Source organism: Streptomyces rimosus (assembly GCF_008704655.1).
Classification (GTDB): Bacteria; Actinomycetota; Actinomycetes; order Streptomycetales; family Streptomycetaceae; genus Streptomyces; species Streptomyces rimosus.
In genome coordinates this window covers 1,659,247-1,679,054 of the sequence record NZ_CP023688.1, presented here as the reverse complement: position 1 = coordinate 1,679,054, position 19,808 = coordinate 1,659,247, and the positions used below count along the sequence as shown (strand labels likewise).

21 protein-coding genes are annotated in these 19,808 nt (G+C 73.2%); 11 read left to right on the top strand and 10 right to left on the bottom strand.

What is annotated here, in order from left to right; all coding sequences use genetic code 11:
• Window positions 1-56: 56 nt before the first annotated feature.
• Window positions 57-1,694 carry an FAD-dependent monooxygenase gene (locus tag CP984_RS06790; protein ID WP_226048625.1) on the top strand — a complete coding sequence of 546 codons (1,638 nt, stop codon included), beginning with the start codon at window positions 57-59 and terminating at the stop codon, window positions 1,692-1,694.
• Window positions 1,695-1,697: 3 nt separating this feature from the next.
• Here the strand turns inward: CP984_RS06790 and CP984_RS06785 are convergent, their stop codons facing one another.
• Window positions 1,698-2,459: a class I SAM-dependent methyltransferase gene (locus tag CP984_RS06785; RefSeq protein WP_003985390.1), complete on the bottom strand. Its 762-nt coding sequence runs from the start codon at window positions 2,457-2,459 to the stop codon at window positions 1,698-1,700.
• A gap of 259 nt (window positions 2,460-2,718) precedes the next feature.
• Between CP984_RS06785 and CP984_RS06780 the strand changes: the two genes are divergently transcribed.
• A complete protein-coding gene (locus CP984_RS06780; RefSeq protein WP_003985391.1) occupies window positions 2,719-3,111 on the top strand; it encodes a nuclear transport factor 2 family protein in 393 nt (130 codons plus the stop codon).
• A 19-nt stretch (window positions 3,112-3,130) separates the two neighbouring features.
• On the opposite strand, the gene CP984_RS06775 is transcribed toward CP984_RS06780, so the two are convergent.
• Window positions 3,131-3,952: a helix-turn-helix domain-containing protein gene (locus CP984_RS06775; RefSeq protein ID WP_030185633.1), complete on the bottom strand. Its 822-nt coding sequence runs from the start codon at window positions 3,950-3,952 to the stop codon at window positions 3,131-3,133.
• A 182-nt stretch (window positions 3,953-4,134) separates the two neighbouring features.
• Here CP984_RS06775 and CP984_RS06770 point away from each other — a divergent pair, with 182 nt between their 5' ends.
• Window positions 4,135-4,494, top strand: a complete 360-nt coding sequence (locus CP984_RS06770; protein ID WP_003985393.1) for a YciI family protein — start codon at window positions 4,135-4,137, stop codon at window positions 4,492-4,494.
• A 72-nt stretch (window positions 4,495-4,566) separates the two neighbouring features.
• Window positions 4,567-5,817 (top strand): RNA polymerase sigma factor, encoded by a 1,251-nt coding sequence (locus CP984_RS06765; RefSeq protein WP_003985394.1) that lies wholly within the window; start codon window positions 4,567-4,569, stop codon window positions 5,815-5,817.
• Between the two features lie 10 nt (window positions 5,818-5,827).
• Here the strand turns inward: CP984_RS06765 and CP984_RS06760 are convergent, their stop codons facing one another.
• Window positions 5,828-7,639 (bottom strand): hydroxysqualene dehydroxylase, encoded by a 1,812-nt coding sequence (locus CP984_RS06760; protein WP_030185636.1) that lies wholly within the window; start codon window positions 7,637-7,639, stop codon window positions 5,828-5,830.
• Between the two features lie 247 nt (window positions 7,640-7,886).
• Here CP984_RS06760 and CP984_RS06755 point away from each other — a divergent pair, with 247 nt between their 5' ends.
• Window positions 7,887-8,198, top strand: a complete 312-nt coding sequence (locus CP984_RS06755; RefSeq protein WP_003983644.1) for a 4a-hydroxytetrahydrobiopterin dehydratase — start codon at window positions 7,887-7,889, stop codon at window positions 8,196-8,198.
• Between the two features lie 42 nt (window positions 8,199-8,240).
• Here CP984_RS06755 and CP984_RS06750 read toward each other — a convergent pair whose 3' ends face one another.
• Window positions 8,241-9,200, bottom strand: coding sequence for a YihY/virulence factor BrkB family protein (locus CP984_RS06750; RefSeq protein ID WP_003983643.1), 960 nt, complete (start codon window positions 9,198-9,200; stop codon window positions 8,241-8,243).
• 494 nt (window positions 9,201-9,694) lie between these two features.
• On the opposite strand from CP984_RS06750, the gene CP984_RS06745 reads away from it, so the two are divergent.
• Genes CP984_RS06745 through CP984_RS06735 form a run of 3 tightly spaced genes read left to right on the top strand, consistent with a single transcriptional unit; the run spans window position 9,695 to window position 11,267 of the window.
• Window positions 9,695-10,243, top strand: coding sequence for an RNA polymerase sigma factor (locus CP984_RS06745; RefSeq protein ID WP_003983642.1), 549 nt, complete (start codon window positions 9,695-9,697; stop codon window positions 10,241-10,243).
• Entirely contained in the window at window positions 10,234-10,872 is a 639-nt protein-coding gene (locus CP984_RS06740) for an Asp23/Gls24 family envelope stress response protein (RefSeq protein WP_003983641.1), read from the top strand. Before CP984_RS06745 ends, CP984_RS06740 begins: the two co-directional genes overlap by 10 nt.
• Window positions 10,869-11,267, top strand: a complete 399-nt coding sequence (locus CP984_RS06735) for a hypothetical protein (RefSeq protein ID WP_003983640.1) — start codon at window positions 10,869-10,871, stop codon at window positions 11,265-11,267. The genes CP984_RS06740 and CP984_RS06735 overlap by 4 nt, the downstream gene beginning before the upstream one ends.
• Window positions 11,268-11,297: 30 nt before the next feature.
• Here CP984_RS06735 and CP984_RS06730 read toward each other — a convergent pair whose 3' ends face one another.
• A complete protein-coding gene (locus tag CP984_RS06730) occupies window positions 11,298-12,359 on the bottom strand; it encodes a DUF1266 domain-containing protein (RefSeq protein WP_063726404.1) in 1,062 nt (353 codons plus the stop codon).
• Between the two features lie 105 nt (window positions 12,360-12,464).
• Between CP984_RS06730 and CP984_RS06725 the strand changes: the two genes are divergently transcribed.
• The 3 genes from CP984_RS06725 (at window position 12,465) to CP984_RS41195 (ending at window position 14,567) form a co-directional block, all read left to right on the top strand.
• The gene (locus tag CP984_RS06725) at window positions 12,465-13,424 is read left to right on the top strand and encodes a class I SAM-dependent methyltransferase (protein WP_003983638.1); all 960 of its coding nucleotides are present in this window, start codon (window positions 12,465-12,467) and stop codon (window positions 13,422-13,424) included.
• 166 nt (window positions 13,425-13,590) lie between these two features.
• Complete coding sequence (locus CP984_RS06720; protein WP_003983637.1) at window positions 13,591-14,331, top strand: SDR family oxidoreductase; 741 nt, start codon at window positions 13,591-13,593, stop codon at window positions 14,329-14,331.
• A gap of 98 nt (window positions 14,332-14,429) precedes the next feature.
• Window positions 14,430-14,567, top strand: a complete 138-nt coding sequence (locus tag CP984_RS41195) for a hypothetical protein (protein WP_003983635.1) — start codon at window positions 14,430-14,432, stop codon at window positions 14,565-14,567.
• A gap of 24 nt (window positions 14,568-14,591) precedes the next feature.
• On the opposite strand, the gene CP984_RS06715 is transcribed toward CP984_RS41195, so the two are convergent.
• The 5 genes from CP984_RS06715 to CP984_RS06695 form a co-directional block, all read right to left on the bottom strand.
• A complete protein-coding gene (locus CP984_RS06715) occupies window positions 14,592-14,879 on the bottom strand; it encodes a hypothetical protein (RefSeq protein WP_003983634.1) in 288 nt (95 codons plus the stop codon).
• A gap of 314 nt (window positions 14,880-15,193) precedes the next feature.
• On the bottom strand, window positions 15,194-15,517 hold the full coding sequence (locus CP984_RS06710; protein WP_003983633.1) for an SH3 domain-containing protein: 324 nt from the start codon (window positions 15,515-15,517) through the stop codon (window positions 15,194-15,196).
• 270 nt (window positions 15,518-15,787) lie between these two features.
• On the bottom strand, window positions 15,788-16,618 hold the full coding sequence (locus CP984_RS06705; protein WP_003983632.1) for an aldo/keto reductase: 831 nt from the start codon (window positions 16,616-16,618) through the stop codon (window positions 15,788-15,790).
• Between the two features lie 96 nt (window positions 16,619-16,714).
• The gene (locus tag CP984_RS06700) at window positions 16,715-17,737 is read right to left on the bottom strand and encodes a hypothetical protein (protein ID WP_003983631.1); all 1,023 of its coding nucleotides are present in this window, start codon (window positions 17,735-17,737) and stop codon (window positions 16,715-16,717) included.
• A gap of 138 nt (window positions 17,738-17,875) precedes the next feature.
• Complete coding sequence (locus CP984_RS06695; protein ID WP_003983630.1) at window positions 17,876-19,702, bottom strand: AMP-dependent synthetase/ligase; 1,827 nt, start codon at window positions 19,700-19,702, stop codon at window positions 17,876-17,878.
• Between the last annotated feature and the right edge of the window lie 106 nt (window positions 19,703-19,808).

Sequence of the window (19,808 nt, the reverse complement as noted above, 5' to 3'; positions counted from 1 at the left end):
CAGGCTGGGCGGATCGGGCCCGGCGACGGACCGGGCCGGGGGAAGGACGGTGTGCTGTGCGCATACGGGAAACGACGGGGGAGCGGCCGCTCCCCCGCAGGGTGCCGGTGCTGGTGGCCGGGGGCGGCCCGGTCGGCCTGGTCACCGCGATGTTCCTGGCACGGTGGGGCGTGCCCGCGCTCGTCGTCGACAAGCGGGACCCGCTCACCGGCCCGCCCAGGGCGATGAGCAGCATCCGCACGCTGGAACTGCTCCGGTCGGCGGGCCTCGGGGACGCCGTCGAACGGACGGGCTGGTACGGGGCCGAGCCCTTCCAGGCGGTGTTCAAGGACAGCGCGCTGGGCACCGTACGGCAGCGGGTGGCGCCGCCCGAGCCGTATGTCCGCTGGCTGCGGGCCTGCAGCCCGGTCGACAGCCGGCTGGTGCTCAACCATCTCCAGGTGCAGCGGCTGGCGCTGGACGAACTGCTGCGGCGCGGCGGTGACGCGCGGTCCGGCCTCGGCGTGACCGCCCTCGAACAGGGCGCGGACGGCGTACGGGTGCGGCTCGCCGACAGCGGCAGCGGCGAGGAGTACGACATCGCCGCGGACTACGTGATCGGCGCCGACGGCGCGCACAGCACCGTACGCCGCCTGCTCGGCATCACCATGCCCGACCGCGAGGTGGTCGCCCGGCTGCACACCGCCTTCTACCGCGCCGTCCTCCCGGCCGGGGCGGACGGCCGGCGCGACCTCATATGCTTCATACGCACCGCGGACCTCTACGCGACGGTCTTCTCCATGAACGGCCGCGACCAGTGGGTTTCCCACCTCATGGACTACCCGGACCGCCCCGACGACACGGACGGCATCGCGCCCCTGCCCGCCGACCGCGCCCTGGCCCTGCTGCGGACCGCCATCTGCGACCCGGACCTGCCCATCGACCTGGTGACGGTGAACGCCTGGGAAGCGGCCGTCGGCGCGGCCTCGTCCTTCCGGGACGGCCGGGTCTTCCTCGCCGGGGACTCCGCGCACGTACAGAGTTCGGCCGGCGGCCTCGGGATGAACACCGGTATCCAGGACGGCCACAACCTCGCCTGGAAACTCGCCGCGGTCCTGCGCGGACAGGCCGGGGAACGGCTGCTGGACACGTACGAGCCGGAGCGTCGCGCCGCGGTACGGGCCTCCCTCGCCCTCTCCCGCGGCATGCACCTGGGGTACCGGACCCTCGGCGGGGCCGACCCGAACGAGCTGTACGCGCGGGCGGCGCGGGACTACGTACGGGCGATGATGCGCTACGCGTACCCGTCCGGGGCTATCGTCCCGCCCGACGGCGACTCCGGGCCCGCCCCGGGCACCCTCTCCGACCACGTACACCCGGGCCACCGGCTCCCGCACCGCACGCTGGAGCACCCGGGCCACCCGGAGCACGCCAACGACGGCCGGACCTCCACCCACGACCTCGTCGCCGCGGACTGGGCCCTGATGGCCGGGCCGCAGGGTGAGCCCTGGCTCCCCGCCGCCACGGAGGCGGCCGCCGCCTTCGGCATCACCCTGACCGCACACCGGGTCCCGGCCGGCACCCTGCCGGGGCTCGCCCCCGAAGGCGCCGTACTCGTCCGCCCCGACCACTTCGTGGCCTGGCGCGCGGACGCTCTCCCGGCCGATCCGGACACTGCCGTCAAGCGGACGCTGGCGGCGCTGCTCGGCCGGTGACGCTCATGCGGCCCGCAGCCGGAAGACCATGTCCGTCGCGTCGTCCGCGGCGGCGCGGCCGTCCGCGTCCGTGACCGACACCGTGGCCAGCCCGGCCGCCGCGGCCAGCTCCTCGAACACCGGGCGGGGGTACCAGTGCAGCAGCCACGGACGCTCCACGACCGTGGGCTCACCGGCGCCGTGCCGCTCGTAGCGCAGCACGGCGGTCTGGGTCCGCGCGGTCTCGTCGCGCTCCTCGGAGACGATGGAGAAGCGCATCTCGGCGCCGTCGTCGGCGACGGCCGTGCGGACCCGGCCCACCTTCCCGGCGGGGGTGGGGGAGGGGACGTGCAGCGGGATCAGCGCGGAACCGCCGTCGGTCAGATGGCGGCGGATGCCGTGGAGCGCGGCGGCCGCGGCCGCGTCGTCCGGCAGCAGGTTGAAGGTCGGCCCGGCCAGAAAGACCGCCCGGAACCGGCGCGGCAGGCTGAGCGCTTCCATCCGCTGGTGGTGGACGGTGACGGAGACGCCCGCAGCGTCGGCCCGGCGACGGCAGCGCTCCAGCATGTCCGCGGAGGAGTCGACGCCTTCGACGTCCAGACCGTCCCGGCGCAGGGCGAGCAGCGGGTCACCGTCTCCGCAGCCCAGTTCCAGCGCCGGGCCGCCCGCCTCACGTACGAAGGCCGCGTAGATCTCCGGATCGTAGGAGAAGGTCTTCAACGGGGCGTAGGACTCCGCGACGATACCGGTGTAGAAATCCGCCGGATCCGTGTGCTGCCGCTCCAACAACCGCTTCCTCGTCTCTCGTTACCGGCCACCGCGTGACCGGCGCAGCGTAGGCCGCGGTTGACCGCCACCACCAGCGAATATCCGGTGGTCGTCAGGCGCCCCATTACCCCGCACGTAATCGCGCCTTTCCCCGCGCCCCGGCATCTTTGGGGCATCGGCCGGCGGGCCGGCGCACTCCGGCCCGCCGACCGGCCCGAACGCGGGCCCGCGACGCACCGCGGACCCGCACCATTTGACGAGATTCGAGGAGTCGGCCATGGCACAGACCAAGACGCGGCAGACCGGCACGGAGCGCTACGCGGACGCGGTCGCGCGGTACCTCGCGGCATGGAACGCGAGCGGGGACGGTGCGGCCGGGGCCGTCGCCGCGGCGTTCACCGAGGACGCCACGTACACCGACCCGTTCTCCGACGTCGCCGGGCACGAGCAGCTCGCCGCCGTCATCGCCGCGACCCACGCGCAGTTCCCCGGCTTCGTGTTCCGGCCGCTGGGCGAGCCGGACGGGCACCACGACCTGGTCCGGTTCGGCTGGGAGCTGGTGGCGCCGGACGGCTCGGCCCCGGTCGCCGGGTTCGATGTCGCGACGCTCGCCGCGGACGGCCGGATCCGCTCCGTATCCGGCTTCCTGGACCGCGTACCCACCGCCTGAACCGGCGCCGGCGTGGCCGCTACGGCAGCCACGTCCGCAGATGGTCGGCCGTCTCCTGATCCGCCGGAAGGAAGGTCTCCAGGGCGAGTTCGGAGACGGTCACGTCCATCGGGGTGTTGAAGGTGGCGATGGTGGAGATGAACGACAGCACCCGGCCGTCGTGTTCGATCACCATCGGCAGGGCGTACGGCGCGTGGCCGCCGTCCGCGGCGGTCTCCCGGCCGCCCGCGGGCAGCGGATAGCCGCTCACCTCCTCGAACAGCGCGCGCAGCGGCGCCGAGCGCACCACGGCCAACTGCCGCTGCATCTGCGTGAGCAGGTGCTCCCGCCACTCCAGGAAGTTGCGGATACGGGGAGCGAGGCCGGCCGGGTGCAGGGTGATGCGCATGGCGTTCAGCGGCGGCTCCAGCAGCTCCGCCCCGACGCCCGCGATCAGCGCCTGGATGCCGCGGTTCGCGGCGACGACGTGGTACGTACCGTCCACGACCAGCGCCGGGAACGGCTCGTAGACGGCCAGCAGCCGTTCCACGCCGCCGCGCAGCGCGTCCATCGACGGGTCGTTCAGCGGTGTCTCGGGGAAGCCGGGCGCGTAACCGGCGGCGACCAGCAGGACGTTGCGGTCCCGTACGGGTACGTCCAGGTGCTCGGCCAGGCGCAGCACCATCTCCCGGCTGGGCCGGGAGCGGCCGGTCTCGACGAAGCTGATGTGCCGGGCGGAGGAGTCGGCGCGCAGGGCCAGATCGAGCTGGCTGACCCGGCGCCGCAGCCGCCACTCGCGCAGCAGAGCGCCCACACCCGCCGCCTCGGACGCCGTCTTCGGAGAGACCACAGCAGTCGTCATGGGCCGAACGGTAGCCGATTCCGTACGCCTGTACGGATAAGGTGCGGTGTCGCCGGACGCCGGTGCGGCGCCGCCGGAAAAATTCTCCGAAGAAAATCCGGCGGACCTGTCGATCCGGCGGTCTCCCGATCGACGCACGGGTGAGAGGCGGGGAAAGCCCGCCGTACGACCGAGGAGTGACCATGCCGCGCTTCCTGACGCTGATCCGTATCGACGAGAAGAACGTCCCCGAGGGCGGCCCCAGCCCCGAACTCCAGAAGCGGATGGGCGAGCTGCTGGAGGAGATCACCAAGGCCGGGGTCATGCTGGACAACGGCGGGCTCGCCGCCACCTCCGAGGGCACCCGGGTCACCTGGTCCGGCGGGAAGCTCAGCTCGACCGACGGGCCCTTCACCGAGACCAAGGAGGTCGTCGGCGGCTACTCCATCGTCCAGGCCAAGGACAAGGCCGAGGCGCTGGAGTGGGCCAGCCGGTTCCTGCGGGTCCACGAGGACCACTGGACCGTCACCGCCGAGGTGCGGGAGATCATCGAGGGCTGCTGACCCGGCCCCGCCGGGGACCGCCGTGCCGAACGCGCTTGCCGCTCCCGCGTCCGGCTGCTCTGATGGGTGGCCGTGACGGCAGGACGTACGACGGCAGGCACGGCCGAAGCGGTCGAGACGGTGTTCAGGATCGAGTCCGCGCGGATCATCGCCGGTGTCACCCGCGTCGTGCGGGACGTGGGCATCGCCGAGGAGATCGCGCAGGACGCCCTGGTCGCCGCGCTGGAGCGGTGGCCGGAGTCGGGCGTGCCGGACAACCCGGGCGCCTGGCTCATGGCCACCGCCAAGCACCGCGCCATCGACCTCGTACGCCGCAAGGAGACCTACGCGCGCAAACTGGCCGAGGTCGGGCGGACGTTGGAGGACGCGCCGCCACCGCCCGAACCGGCGGGCCCGGAGGACATCGACGACGACCTGCTGCGGCTGATCTTCACGGCCTGCCACCCCGTGCTGGCCGCACCCGCCCGTATCGCGCTCACCCTGCGGCTGCTGGGCGGGCTGACCACCTCGGAGATCGCCCGCGCATTCCTGGTGCCGGAGGCGACTGTTGCGCAGCGGATCGTCCGCGCCAGGCGGGCGCTCGCCAAGGCTCAGGTCCCCTTCGAGGTCCCGTACGGCAGCGACCGGGCGGACCGCCTCTCCTCCGTCCTGGAGGTCATCTACCTCGTCTTCAACGAGGGGTACTCCGCGACGGCCGGCGACGACCTGGTGCGCCCGGCCCTGTGCGAGGACGCGCTGCGCCTGGCCCGAGTCCTGGCGAACCTGATGCCCGGCGAGCCCGAAGTGCACGGCCTCGCCGCGCTGCTGGAGTTCCAGGCGTCGCGCATCCCCGCCCGTACGGGGCCGGACGGCGAGCCGGTGTTGCTCGCCGACCAGAACCGCGCCAGGTGGAACCGCATGCTCATCCGCCGGGGCGTGGACGCCCTGCACCGCGCGGGCCGCGGCCCGTACTCCCTCCAGGCCGCGATCGCCGCGTGCCACGCCATGGCCGCCCGTTACGAGGACACCGACTGGGCCGCCATCGCCGCCCTCTACGACCAGTTGCTGGCCCTGTGCCCCTCCCCGGTGGTGGAGCTGAACCGGGCGGTCGCCGTCTCGATGTCCGAAGGCCCCGCCGCCGCCCTGAAACTGGTGGACGCGCTCACCGGCGAACCCGCCCTGAAGAGCTACCACTTGCTGCCGAGCGTCCGCGGCGAGCTGCTGGACCGCCTGGGGCGGGCCGCCGAGGCGCGCGAGGAGTTCGAGCGGGCAGCGGCCCTGGCACACAACGTACGCGAGCGGGAACTGCTCCTGGGGAAGGCGGCCCGCGCCGGCTCCGGGTAGGACCTCGCTCTCACCCCAGGTCGAACGCGTTGGGCAGCCCGAGCCGGTAGCGGGTCTCGTCGTGCCGCTTCAGCGCCGCGAACTCCGGGGCGCGGTACAGGGGCGTGACCGTGCACCGCCCGGCGCCGGAACCGGACGCGTCCAGCAGCGCGTTCACGGCCTGGCGGGCGGACGCGTTGGCGCCCTCCATGGTCGCCAGGTCGATGTCGACGGCCACGTAGTCACCGGCGAGGAAGAGGTTGGGAATCGCCGTACGGGACGCGGGCCGGTTGAACCAGGTGCCGGTGGGGTGGATGAGCAGCTGCTCGTCGTTGGTGGGGTGCGGGGTGCCGAGCCCGCCGACGGCCGGGTCCAGGAACCAGGAGTGCAGCTTCGCGTCGAGCAGCACATGCTCACCGGTGTCGTTGAGGCCGCCCTTCATCTGCGCCCAGACTTCCTGCGCGATCTCCTCGCGGGTGCACTGCTTGGCCGTCTTCCCGTACAGGATGCCCGGCTTGTCCCACTCCGAGATGTCCACGGACAGGCAGTCGGCGACCGTCCCGTCCCCGTAGTCGGCCGGGACATCGCGGCTCTTCCAGTACTGCGCCTGACCGACCGAGGTCAGCGACCACGGCGAGTCGATGTGGTTGATGTGCCCGTGGATGATGGGCGTCGGCTCGGTCAGGTAGAACTGGATGCCCGTCATCCAGTCGGTCGCCAGCTTGTCGCAGCGCGCCAGCTGGGGATCGGCTGCGCGGACGGCGACGTTCCAGGTCCTGCGGGCGTGCTCGACCGGCATCGCCTGGACGAAGTGGTCGGCGACGACCGACTGCCGCGCCCCCTGCGGGTCGGTGACGACCGCCTCCGCGATCCGGCCGCCCGCGAGCCGCAGATCCCGTACGGACCACCCGACGCGGAACGCCACGCCCAGCGACCGCAGATGCGCCACCCACGGGTCGATCCACGCCTCGTTGGTGGGCAGGTTCAGCACCCGGTCGGGCTGCCCGTCGGCGCCCCGGCCCAGCACGTTGAAGACGAACGCCTCGGCGCAGGTCGCCACGGTCCGGGTGGACGCGATCTCCGCCTTGGTCGCCACGATGTTGCGGGTCAGGCCGATGGCCAGCAGCCGCTGGTAGTCCGGCGACATCGACGCGGCCCGTACGAACCGCCACCACGGCGTGTGCTCCCACACCTCCAGCCGGCGCCGGTCGCAGCTGGTCAGGAACACCAGCAGCCGGTTGGCGAAGTACGCGATCTCGTGGGCGGGCAGATGCGTGGCGGTCTGCAACAGCCCGGTCAGCATGCGCAGGAACGCGTCGGGGGTCAGGACGGGCGGGGGAGTGCCGATCATGGAGAACGGGAGGCGGATGTCCTCCCGGCCGCCGGTACGGGCGAACATCACCTCGGTGGAGGCGACGAGGTTGTCGTGGCAGCCGTTGGCGTTGCCGGGGAACGGGATGCGGCGCAGGGTGTCCGGCAGGTTGTGGTAGATGCCCGGAATGAAACGGAAGCCGTGCTCGCCGGGCAGCGGCTTGCGCCCGCCGCGCGCGCTGCCCGGTACGTCCATGCTGCGGGCCTTGCCGCCCAGCCCGCCCGGCTTGCGCTCGTAGACGGTGACCTGGAAGCCGCGTTCGGCCAGTTCGTGGGCGGCGGTCAGCCCGGCCACACCGCCGCCGAGCACGGCCACGGTCCGGCCCGCCCTGCGGCGACGGGCCCCGGCCGGCGCGGGCGCGGCGACGGCCGTCCCCCCGGCCCCCAGGGCGAGCGCGCCGCCCACCGCGGCGGCCCGGCCGAGGAACGCTCGCCGCGGACTCCCCTTACCGTCTGTGCACTGGTGCTCCATACGGTTCACGCTGCCCACGGTCACTCCCCACTACGCCGCGTAACGGCCGACTCGTCAGGCGCAGGAGCATAGGAGCGGCCCCCGTGTCCCGGAAGCCCGTCGCGTGGCCGTGCGCACATTGGCGCGAAAGCGTCCTCGGCGTGCCACGCTGGAACTGCTGGAATCAATGCCATCAACACGACGCGGACGGCCCGGTGATGCGGACGGTGCGCCGGGACGTATGCGGTGGACGGAGAGGCGGAGCGAGATGGACGCATCGGTGGACCCGCTGACGGACAAGGAGATCGAGGACCGCCTCGCGGAGCTGCCCGGCTGGTCGGTGGCGGACGGCAGGCTGACCCGCACGTACAGCTTCGAACGGCACCTGCCGGCCGCCGCGATGGTGGTGCACGTCGCCCAGATCCAGGAGGAGCTGGGCCACCACTCCCAGCTGACCCTCGGCTACAACACCCTCACCCTCGCCGTGAACACCCACAGCGCCGGCAACGCGATCACCGGACTCGACTTCACACTGGCGCGGCGGGTCGAGGAGATCGCCACCGGCCACGGGGCGAGCTGAGCGGGCGCGCCCGGCCGTCCGTACGGCTGCGGGCGGGTGCGCTCAGCCGTCCGCGGCCTTGCCGGTTTTGTCCTCCGGGGCGCTGTCCGCGTTCTCCATACGGGCCAGCTCGGCGTTGAACTGGGCGCCGCTCAGCAGGGACAGGTGGGAGAACCACAGCCATATCAGGAAGACCACGGGCCCGGCGAGCGACCCGTAGAGGCGGTTGAAGGTGCCCACGTACGACGCGTAGAACGTGAACCCCGCCGAGGACACCAGCCACAGCAGCACCGCGACCACCCCGCCGGGCACCGCCCGCCGCCCGCGCGTGCGGGAGGGGCCCGTACGGAAGAGCACCATCACCAGCACGATCGCCAGCAGCAACAGCAGCGGCCACTGCAACAGGTCCCACACCGCCCCGCTGCCTTCGCCCAGGCCCAGCCCCCGCGCGGCCGCGTGCGCCAGCGGGCCGCTGACCACCAGGGCCCCGGCGCTGCTGATCAGCAGCGCCATCAGCAGCAGCGCCGTCGCCAGGATGCGCGGCGCCTTGTGCCACGGCGGCCGGTCGTCGCGCACCCGGTGCATGGCGTGCAGGGCCCGCCGGAACACCGCCAGATAGCTGCACGAGGACCACAGGGCGCTCACGGTCCCGCCGCCCACCAGCATCCACGCGGCGGTCCGCTGGTGGGCCATGGTCACCAGCGCCCGGCGGACGGTCGCGCCGGACCCGGCCGGGGCGAGCGAACTGACGTGGTTGATCAGCTCCTCGGTGGCCTCCGGAGCGGCGATGCCGATCAGCGAGATGGTGACGATCACGGACGGCAGCAGGGCCAGCACCGAGTAGTACGTCAGGCTGGCCGCCCAGTCGGACACGTCGTCGTTCCAGATCGAGACCGGGGTACGGCGGGCCGCGGTCCGGATCCGGGGCCAGCTCGGCAGCGCCGCGCTCCGCGCGCGCGTACGGCCGGCTCCGGTGGTCAGCAGCGCCCGCTGCGGCCCGCGGCCGTTACCGCTCCCGCTCATCGTCTGTCCGTCCTCTCCCCGATGCGGCCGGGCTGCTCGCCCGGCCTGGTCCGTCTGCCCGTTCGCGCAGCGTACAAGCGTGTACGGCGCACCAGAACGCCCGGTACGCGGCGGAACGGCCGCGCAGCGGTGCCGGGCCGCCGGGCGGATGCCGGTGTCCGCGTGACGTTCGGCGCCGGCAGGTGTCCAACGGGGCGTACGGGGCTATGACCTAGGGCGTGTCTTTTGGATCAGCCTGGAGCAGCCCGCGGCGTCTGGTGATGGGGGCACCTCCCGCGCCCGTCCAGGGCTGCGGGGGAGCCTCGCAAGGCGGAGCATTGCCCTCGGACTGGGTGTCCGTGGGTGATGCGACAACGCCGCGTGGGGGCACCTCCCAGCGGTAGCTGGGGGAGTGCCGTGCCAGGCGTCGCGGGCCCAGGATGATCCGAAAGACACGCCCTAGGCGTGGCGGCGCGGCCCCGTGCGCACGGCAACAGCGAGGAAGGAGCCGGTGAGTGCCCGAACCCAGCGATGCCCTGCTGGCCGTACGTGCCGGGGAGGGGGACGAGGGGGCCTTCGAGGTGCTCGTACGCCGGCACAGCGCTCAGCTCCTGCGCCTGGCGACCCGGCTGCTCGGCAGCCGCACCGACGCGGAGGACGCCGTACAGGACGCCTTCGTGAGCGCCTGGCGCAGAATCCCGGAATTCCGCGGCGACGCCGCCTTCGCGACCTGGATGTACCGCATCGTCACCAACCGCTGCCTGAATCTGCTGCGGACCCGCAAACCCCTCACCCAGGACCTCGGCTCCGTCCCGGAGCCGACCGCGCCCGAGCACGCGTCGTCACCGGTGCGGGCGGCCGAGTCGACCGCCGCCGTCGAGGCGCTGACGCGGGCCATGGACGGGCTCACCCCGGAGCAGCGCGCCTGCTGGGTGCTGCGCGAACTGCACGGCCTGCCGTACGAGGAGATCGCCGACGTGGTGGGCATCAGCCACCAGGCGGTCCGTGGCAGGGTCTTCCGAGCACGCCGCTATCTGACGGAGGCGATGGGCGCATGGCGCTAGGCGAGCACGACGACCCGACCCTGCCGTGCGGCCGCACGCTGTCATCCGTGTGGGCGGAGCGGGATGGCGACCCGGGCGGGGACGCGGGCACGGCCCCGCTCACCGGCCCGCACGCCGAGGAGTGCCCGTACTGCCAGGAGGCCCTGGACGGACTCGGCGTGCTGGACAGCTACGTACGCGAGGCCCGGGAGGCTGCCGGAGAGGCCGGGCGCGACACCGAGGACCAGGACACCGAACGCTTCACGGCCCGGGTGATGGACCTGGTCAGGACCGAACTCCGCCCGGGGCGGACGCTGCCGCTGGGTGAGCCCGAGGACGACGCGTGGATCACCGAAGCCGCGGCCGCCAAGGTCATCCGCGCGGCGGCCGAGATGCTGCCGGACGTACAGGCGGGCAGCTGCCGTGTCACCCTGCTGGCGCCGCGGGGGCCCATGAAGGTGGCGCTGGAACTGGTCGCCGGGTACGCGTGGCCGCTGCCCGCCCTCGCCGACCGGGTACGCGAACGGGTCCGCGCGGCGGCGCGGGACGGCGTCGGCCTGGCCGTCGAGCACATCGACGTCAGGGTGGTCGACCTCATGGAGAGCGACACCGGCGACGGCCCGGACACGGGGGAGAGGAGCACCTCATGAACGGTGACGCGCAACTGCGCGGGGCGGTCCTGCGGGCCGCGGCCGGTGCCGCCAAGGACACGCCCGGTGTCGCCTTCCTCCGGCCCGGGTTCGGCGAACTGCTGCGGGGGACGGTGGCCGGGCGAGCGTCGCGTACGGGCTCCGCGGCGGCCCCTTCGGCGGTACGGAACGGCCGCGTCGCGGGCGTACGTGCCGAGCACGGGCCCGGCCCCGGCGAGTGGCGACTCCGCGTCCACCTGGCGGTCCGGCGCGGCCACCGCGCCCTGGACGTGACCCGCGCGGTCCGGCCGCGCGTCGTGGCGGCGGTGCGCGAGGTGCTCGGGGAGGCGTCGGGGGAGGAGGGCGGAGGCGCTCCGACGGTCACCGTGACGGTGACGGTCACGGACATCACCTGACGGCGGTACGGTCGCCCGCGTACGTGCCCCTCAGGCCAGCGGCAGGCCCACCCACGGCGAGGCCGGGTCCTGGGTGAGGACACGGTGAATGTGCACGGCCTCCTGGTACGCCGCGCCGAACCAGCCGTTGTCGAAGGCCAGCGCCCGGCCCAGCGCGTACCCGGCCGAGAACTCCTGCCACGAGCCGTACGCCGCCCGCGCCAGCTCCCCGGCGCGCAGCACCGCCTGCTCGGCCTCCGGCGGCGCGCAGAGGCGGGCGCCCAGTCCCCAGCGGACGAGGGCGACGGCGTGCGCGTAATCCAGGGCGACGAGCGACTTCACCCGCCCGTCGGCGGGCAGTACCCCGTCCGCGCGGAACCGCTCCTCGTACTTCTCCACCAGCTCCGGCACCTCGCCGGAACCCGCCCCGGCCTTCTCCTCTTCCCGCTCCCCGCCGCTCCGGGCCCGCAGCGCGGCCTCCGTCCCGGCAGGCACGAACTGCGCGTCGAGCAGCTGGCCGAGGCGCTGCTGCCAGGACGGCGGATCGACCACCGACCACTGCTCGCGCAGCAGCTCGGCGTCGGCCGAGTAGTCGAGGAAAGCGGTGCCCAGCTCGTTCCACGGCACGCTGTGGTGCACCGCGACAGGCGCGCCGCAGGCGAGCCCCTGGGCGAGCGGGCCGTGCAACGGCCCGCCGAAGTGGGTGCTCAGCAGCCCGCCGGGCCGTACGCCGTACTGGGCCCTGATCCGCGTCCAGGCGGCGCGGTGCGCGGCGGTGGCCGGCAGGTACGCGGCGCACGGCGTGCCCGGGTTGACCGCCAGCTTCCACTTGTCGTTCGGCCAGTCCATCGCCAGTTCCTCGATCGTCACCCGGTCGAAGAACTGCTGCGGGTGCCAGGGCGGCAGCATGCCGCGGGTCGTCACCGGGATACAGGTGCCGCCCACGGCCGGGTCCTCGTAGACCGGCAGCGGGTCCTGGCCCTGCTGGGGCACCACCAAATACAGGTCCTCGCCCGCCACCGCCGCGATCTGGCCTTCCCAGTCGCCCCGCGCGCCCGCCTCACACAGCCGCCGTTCCGTTTCGGTCGGCGGTATCCATCCTGGAGTTCCCACGGCCCAAGACCTTACGGTGGCCGGCTCACCGGGCCGGACGCGGGGTGTCTTGCCGGACCGGCAACAAAGGTTGCCCTTGGGTGCGCCCTGCCGGACCCTCGGTCCATGACCGACCACAGCCACGGCACCACCACCCCGGCACCCGGCGTACCCGGCCACGACCACGGCCCGGCCGACCACCGGCACCAGCATCACCACGACCACACCACCGTCGACTGGGAAGCGCTCGCCGCCCACCTCGAAGGCGAGGCGGAATTCCAGACGTCGATGCTCGACCAGGCCACGGCCTGGCTGCGCGACCTGCTGACCGAGCCGTCCGGGCCGGGCCGCGACGCGGTACGCCGGGTACTCGACGTCGGCAGCGGCCCCGGAGTCACCAGCTGCCTGCTCGCCCGCGCCTTCCCGCAGGCCGAAGTCGTGGCGGTGGACCCGACCGAGGCGCTCCTCGAACGCGCCTGGGACCGCGCCGCCCGCCTCGGCCTCGGCGACCGCTTCCGTACCCACGTCGGTGAACTGCCCGACGGCCTCGGCGGCCTCGGCGACGCCGACCTCATCTGGTCCAGCAAGGCCCTGCACCACGTCGGCGACCAGGCCGCCGCGGTGGCCGCCCTGGCCGGCCGGCTGCGCCCGGGCGGCCTGCTCGTCGCGTCCGAGGGCGGCCTGTCGTCGCGCATGCTGCCCCGCGACTTCGGCTTCGGCCGCCCCGGCTTCGAAGCCCGTCTGGAGGCGGTGCGCGAGGACTGGTTCGCCCGGATGCGCGCGGCGCTGCCCGGCGCCCGCGGCGTCGTGGAGGACTGGCCCGCCCTGCTGACCGGCGCGGGCCTGGTGTCCCCGCGCAGCCGCAGCTTCCTGCTGGACGTGCCCGCCCCGCTGGACGCGGCCCAGCGTCGGCACATCACCCGGCAACTGGACCGCGCCACCGAGGTCTTCGCCGAGTTCCTGGACGAGGACGACCGCGCCACCCTCGCCCGCCTCCTCGACCCGGACGACCCGCTCGGGGCCACCCGGCGCCCGGACCTCTTCTGGCTCTCCGCCCAGACGTTCCACACGGCGCGGGCGGCTTAGGCGGGGCTGTGTGCGGGGCGGGTGGCGCAAGCGGGCTGCGTGCGGGGCGGGGCGCCGTCCGGGGAATGAACCGGTGCCCGCCTCCGGTTGATCTTCACGCCACGACGACCGGACGATCGCCCGCCCCCGAGCGGGACGACCGCCTTGCCGAAGGGACCCGTACAGCATGAGCGCCACCCCGCCCCCGCACGCCCCACTCGCCGAACGCACCGTGGTGATCATCGGCGGCTCCTCCGGCATCGGCCTGGAAGTGGCCCGCCGCTCCGTCGCCGCCGGAGCCTGCGTCGTCCTCGGCGGCCGCAACGAGGACCGCCTCGCCGAGGCCGCCCGCGAACTCGGCCCGGCGGCCCGGTGGCACCCCGTCGACAACACCGACAAGCAGTCCCTCGCCGCCTTCTTCGCCACCATCGACCACCTGGACCACCTGTTCACCCCCGCCGCCTCCTACCGGACCGGCCCCCTGCGTGAGTTGTCCGACGAGGATGCGGAGAGCCCGTTCGTGTCCAAGTTCTGGGGCCAGTACCACGCCGTCCGCCACGCCGCGCCCCGGCTCTCCCAGGACGGCTCCATAGTCCTGATGTCCGGCGCCGCGAGCGTCCGCCCGGCCGGTCCGGCACCCGCCTACGTCGCCTGCAACGCGGCGATCGAGGGCCTGGGACGCGGCCTGGCCGTCGAACTCGCGCCCATCCGCGTCAACGTCGTCTCACCCGGCATGATCGACGGCAACCTCTGGTCCGGCCGCCCCGCCGGCATCCGCGAACAGGCCGCCGCGCACTACCGCGACGCCGCCCTCCTCAACCGCCTCGGCACCGAACCCGAAGTAGCCGAAACGGTCCTCTTCCTCTTCACCAACGGCTATATGACGGGCTCGACGCTGTATCCGGACGGGGGGTATGCGTTGCGGTGAGGGGCGGGGAGGCAGGCGTCTGGGGCTGGTCCGGGCTGTACAAGGCCGCCTGGTTGTGCGCTGAGACCCTTGACGCATGACCGACGCACCCCGCGATCGTGCTGAGCTTCCACGGCCGGTGCCTCGTTCAGATCGCCCATGACCCGGACTGGTACATGGGCGGTCTGAGCGACGACGGCAGTGTCCACTGCTGGTCGGTTTACGGCGACTTCTCCGAGGCGCTGCGCGGGCTGTGACGCGGAATCGATTCGCCGGATGCCCTACCCCTCCTCGGGCTCCGGATGCCGCACCTTCCCCTTCAGGGCCTTCTCGACCTCGTACCTGCTCTCGCCGGCGGCCTCGGCGTGTGCGCTGATCGCGGCCTGGACGGCTTCCGAGGCCGTGCGCCAGGCGTCCCACTGCTGTTGCCAGGCCGTGTGCTGGTCGTCGGTCCAGCCGTCGCCGTCGGCGGGGCGACCGTACTCGGCCTGCATGGCCCGGACCTTCGCGTGCTCCGCGAGGGCAGCTTCTTCCAGCTTGATCAAATCGTCTGTGAGTTCGATAGCCACTGGCTGATATTACGCCGTCCTGGCCTGAACTCCACGCAACGCCACAAAGGCGTGAGCCGCGCCGGTATCGGGTCCGCCCTGGGAGAGGGCGGTCCCGATACCGGCGCCGGCCGGGCGCCGTCCCCCGGTCGACCACGTGCGCCGCGCGCCCCCGTCGGCGTGCTCGCGTGCGGTGTAGCGGTCGTGGCCGCGGCGGCCGGCCGGTGCCGGGCGGGGTGGTGGCCCTCCCGGGCCGGGAAGACCCTCCACCACCCCGCCGTGTGTTCGGCCCGCCGGCCCGTGGCGCGGGTGTGGCCGGGCCGGCGAGCCGGGTTTCAGCAGTCCAGGTAGGCGACGTGGATCCACACCCCGGTGCGGCCGCCCCAGAGGTCGCCCATGACCCAGGAGCCTTCGCGGCCCTTCGCGTTCATCTTCTGGCCCTTGTTCACCTGGCCCAGGACCGGATAGTTGGTGCCCGGGCCGCCGCGGTAGTTGACGCCGTTGTCGTTGACGGTGCAGACGATGTCCTGGACCGCGGGCGAGGCGGTCTGCCGGACGGGGGCCGAGGTGCCGGCGGCGGTGGCCACCGTGCTGCCGGCGAGCGTGAACACGGCCGCGGTGGCCGCGAGTGCGGCGGCGGCACGAGGGATGCGGAACATGTGGATCTCCTCCGTTGTGGTTCTCACGGTGCCGGGGCCGCTGACTGCCCGGACCCGGCACTCAGGACATTCGCCCTGTTCAGCGCCGCGGCCAAGGGGTTTCCCAACCCCCTGGGCAGCGCGGGAAACCGGGAAACCGCGCTCCAGCTGGGGCGCGGTGGGGAGGAGAGCGGGCATACGCGACGGCGCCGCCGGCCCGGGAGCGGGCCGGCGGCGCCTGAGAGAAGTGCGTACGGCCGGGCCGTACGCCGAGATCGCGGAACCGCGGTCTCAGCCGTTGAACGCGTCCGGGTCCGGACCCAGCCGCGTACCCGAGTCGAGGGCCGCGATCGCCGCCATGTCGGCGTCGTCCAGCTCGAAGCCGAAGACGTCGATGTTCTCCTTGATCCGGGACGGGGTCACGGACTTCGGGATGACGACGTTGCCGAGCTGGAGGTGCCAGCGGAGCACGATCTGCGCGGGGGTGCGCCCGTGCTTCTCGGCGAGCCGGGTGACGGTCGCGTCCGTCAGGAGGTCCTTGCCCTGGCCCAGCGGCGACCAGGCTTCGGTCGCGATGCCGTGCCGGGCGTGGAAGGCGCGGGCCTCGGACTGCTGGAGCCGGGGGTGCAGCTCGATCTGGTTGACCGCGGGCACGACCGAGGTCTCGCCCAGCAGGCGCTCCAGGTGGGCGGGCTGGAAGTTGGAGACGCCGATCGCCTTGGCGCGGCCCTCCTCGTAGATCTTCTCGAACGCCCGGTAGGTGTCCACGAACGTGCCCTGGGCGGGCAGCGGCCAGTGGATCAGGTACAGGTCGACGTACTCCAGCCCGAGCTTGTTCAGGGACTCGTCGAAGGCGCGCAGCGTGGAGTCGTAGCCCTGGGCGTCGTTCCACAGCTTCGTCGTCACGAACAGCTCGTCACGAGCGATGCCGGAGGCGGCGAGCGCCTTCCCCGTGCCCTCCTCGTTGCCGTAGATCGCGGCGGTGTCGATGCTGCGGTACCCGGCTTCCAGGGCGTTGCCGACGGCCGTGAAGGCCTCGTCGTCCGGCACCTGCCAGACGCCGTAGCCGAGCTGCGGCATGGCGACGCCGTTGTTGAGGGTGATGTGGGGGACCTTGCTCACGAGAGATTCGATCCTTAGGTCGACGTACATGTTCTCCAACGTCAACGATCATCCGGCACGGTGCATTCCCGCGCACCTCAGGTGAAGGGCGAAAAGTTACGGTGTGTGCGCCACCGGGCGCTCCGGACGTTCCGGGCGCACCGCGCGGTCCTGCGCCGTCTCCGCCGCCAGGGCGAGCGTGCCGAGGCAGAGCACCACCAGGCCGGCGATCAGCTCCAGCGCCCCCACCAGCCCGGGCAGACCGCGGACCGGGGACGTGCTCCCGCCGGTCAGGGCGTCGGCCGCGGTCCACGAGAGCCACAGCGTGCCGCCCCACGCGAACACCGTCGCCGAGCCCAGCCAGGCCAGCGCGAGCGGCACCCGCGTACGCAGCTGTCGCCAGGGGCCCCGGCCGGGGAAGAGAAGGGCACCCAGCCCGGCCGCACCGGCCAGCGCCAGCAGTCCCTGGACGACATCGGACGTGGCCGTGACGGCGGTCCGCGCGGGCAGGGCCCCGGCTCCGGCGCCCGTCGGCATGCCGAGGCCCCACAGCACGTCGACAACGCCGAGTACGGCGAGCAGCAGCGCCGCGGGGACGCCGAGCAGCCGTCGCGCGGCCCGTACACCAGGGGCCGGAGCGGGTACGGACCCCAGCCGCCGGCGCAGCAGCGCGCCCCAGCGGCGGTGCGCGTACACCGAGAACGCCCCCATCAGGGTGATGCCCTCGACGATGAAGGCTCCGTAGACCAGGACGTAGACCCAGGGCTGGAGGAAGTCGCCGGACGCCATCGGATTCGCCGCCCCGGCGAGGGCGGCGACGGCCGAGCCGGTGGGCACGGTGATCATCAAGGGCGTGAGCAGCCCGGCCGCCATCCACACGGGCAGCGCGAGCAGCCAGGCGGGGGCCCGCAGGCCGGACGGGCGGGTGAGCGTGTACGCGACGGCGGCGGCGACGGCGTCCATGAGGAAGGTGACGGCGTTGGCCGCGATCCAGGTGCCCCGGCCGGCCCTGCCCAGGTCCACGATGCCGATGCCGTGGCCCATGATCCACAGCAGTTTCAGGAGGAGGTACGGGGCGCAGGCCGCGACGGCGACGCGGCCCAGGAGGACCTGGCGGTCCGTGCGCTGATCGGTGTTCATGGAACACGAGCCTCCCGGCGGCCCGCGGACGGCACCTCGGGCCGGGGAATGAACCGCTTCCGCCGTACGGGGGAGGCGGCATCCGCGCAGGTACGAGCGCCACGGGCCCGTACGGGGGAGGCGCCCCGGGCCCGCCCCTCACGTCCGGTACAGCGCGTCCACCTCCGTCGCGTACGCCACCTCGATGGCCTTGCGCTTCAGCTTGAGCGAGGGCGTCAGCAGACCCTGCTCCTCGCTGAACTGGTGCGCCAGTATCCGGAACGTACGGATCGACTCGGCCTGCGAGACCAGCGTGTTGGCGGCGACGACGGCCCGGCGGATCTCGGTCTCCAGGTCCGGGTCGTGCACCAGGTCCGTCGGCGGCAGCTCCGGCTTGCCGCGCATGGCGAGCCAGTGCGCGACCGCCTCGGGGTCCAGCGTCACCAGCGCGGCCACGTACGGGCGGTCGTTGCCGACGACGATGCACTGGGCGACCAGGGGGTGGGCCCGTACCCGCTCCTCCAGGACGACCGGGGAGAGCGTCTTGCCCCCGGAGGTGACCAGGACCTCCTTCTTCCGGCCGGTGATCGTCAGATAGCCGTCCTCGTCGAGGGCGCCGAGGTCGCCGGTGGCCAGCCAGCCGTCGTGCAGCACGGCGTCGGTGGCCCGGGGGTTGTTGAGATAGCCCTGGAAGATCTGGCCGCCGTGCAGCCAGATCTCGCCGTCCTCGGCGATGTGCACGGTCGTGCCGGGCACGGGCGAGCCGACCGTGCCGAAGCGGGTGCGCTCGGGCGGGTTGGCGGTGGCGGCGGCGGTGGACTCCGTCAGGCCGTACCCCTCGTAGATCGTCACGCCGGCGCCCGCGAAGAACAGCCCGAGCCGGCGCTCCATCGCCGAGCCGCCCGACATGGCGTGCCGCACCCGGCCGCCCAGCGCCTCCCGCACCTTGCCGTAGACCAGCTTGTCGAACAGCTGGTGCTGCATGCGCAGCGGGGCGCCGGGCCCGGACGCGGTGCCGAACGCCTTGTGCTCCAGCGCCTCCGCGTAGCGCACCGCCACCTCGACGGCCTTCTCGAACGGGCCGAGCCTGCCCTCCGCCTCGGCCTTGCGCCGGGCCGCCGCGAAGACCTTCTCGAAGATGTACGGCACGGCGAGGACGAAGCTGGGCCGGAACGACTGGAGGTCCGGGAGCAGGGCGGCGGCGGACAGCTCCGGCTGGTGGCCGAGCTTGACCCGGCCGCGGATCGCCGCGACCTGCACCATCCGCCCGAAGACATGGGCGAGCGGCAGGAACAGCAGGGTGGACGCATCGTCACCGGGCTTGGAGTGGAAGACCGTCTCGTAGCGCCGGACGACGTTGTCGGCCTCGGCCATGAAGTTGGCGTGGCTGATCACGCAGCCTTTGGGGCGGCCGGTGGTGCCGGAGGTGTAGATGACCGTCGCGGTCGCGTCCGGGGTGACGGCCATCCGGTGGCGGTGCACCACATCGTCCTCCAGGTGCGCGCCCGCCGCCGTCAGCTCGGCCACCGGGTCGGCGTCCAGCTGCCACAGCCGGCGCAGCTGCGGCAGCCGGTCGATGACCGAGCCGATGGTCATCGCATGGTCCTCGTGCTCGACCATGCAGGCCGTGACCCCCGCGTCGTGCAGCATCCAGTAGACCTGCTCGGCGGACGAGGTCGGGTACAGCGGTACGGGCTGGGCGCCCACGGACCACAGGGCGAAGTCGAACAGCGTCCACTCGTAGCGGGTACGGGACATGATCCCCACCCGGTCGCCGAAGCGGACGCCCTGCGCGAGCAGCCCCTTGGCCAGGGCCAGCACCTCGTCGCAGAACGCGGCCGAGGTCACGTCCCGCCACTGCCCGGCGGCGTCCTTGCGGGCCAGCGCCACGCGGCCGGGGTCCGAGTCGGCATGGTCGAAGACGGCGTCCGCCAACCCGCCGACGCGGGGCGCCGTCGCCAAAGGCGGGACGGTGAACTCGCGCAATGACCCAGCTCCTCGTGGTGCTTCACACAGGGCCGAGACCGTACCCCAACAGGACGGTCCGCGGGAGGGGCGTCCTGCCCGGCGGGCGGATGGCATAGTCGCTGGT

Excerpts from the sequence above, each read along its gene's own strand:
- CP984_RS06780 (WP_003985391.1), top strand. The coding sequence starts at position 2,719 with ATGGCACAGACCAAGACGCGGCAGACCGGCACGGAGCGCTACGCGGAC.
- CP984_RS06775 (WP_030185633.1), bottom strand. The coding sequence starts at position 3,952 with ATGACGACTGCTGTGGTCTCTCCGAAGACGGCGTCCGAGGCGGCGGGT.
- CP984_RS06770 (WP_003985393.1), top strand. The coding sequence starts at position 4,135 with ATGCCGCGCTTCCTGACGCTGATCCGTATCGACGAGAAGAACGTCCCC.
- CP984_RS06760 (WP_030185636.1), bottom strand. The coding sequence starts at position 7,639 with ATGGAGCACCAGTGCACAGACGGTAAGGGGAGTCCGCGGCGAGCGTTC.
- CP984_RS06755 (WP_003983644.1), top strand. The coding sequence starts at position 7,887 with ATGGACGCATCGGTGGACCCGCTGACGGACAAGGAGATCGAGGACCGC.
- CP984_RS06750 (WP_003983643.1), bottom strand. The coding sequence starts at position 9,200 with ATGAGCGGGAGCGGTAACGGCCGCGGGCCGCAGCGGGCGCTGCTGACC.
- CP984_RS06740 (WP_003983641.1), top strand. The coding sequence starts at position 10,234 with ATGGCGCTAGGCGAGCACGACGACCCGACCCTGCCGTGCGGCCGCACG.
- CP984_RS06735 (WP_003983640.1), top strand. The coding sequence starts at position 10,869 with ATGAACGGTGACGCGCAACTGCGCGGGGCGGTCCTGCGGGCCGCGGCC.
- CP984_RS06725 (WP_003983638.1), top strand. The coding sequence starts at position 12,465 with ATGACCGACCACAGCCACGGCACCACCACCCCGGCACCCGGCGTACCC.
- CP984_RS06720 (WP_003983637.1), top strand. The coding sequence starts at position 13,591 with ATGAGCGCCACCCCGCCCCCGCACGCCCCACTCGCCGAACGCACCGTG.
- CP984_RS06710 (WP_003983633.1), bottom strand. The coding sequence starts at position 15,517 with ATGTTCCGCATCCCTCGTGCCGCCGCCGCACTCGCGGCCACCGCGGCC.
- CP984_RS06700 (WP_003983631.1), bottom strand. The coding sequence starts at position 17,737 with ATGAACACCGATCAGCGCACGGACCGCCAGGTCCTCCTGGGCCGCGTC.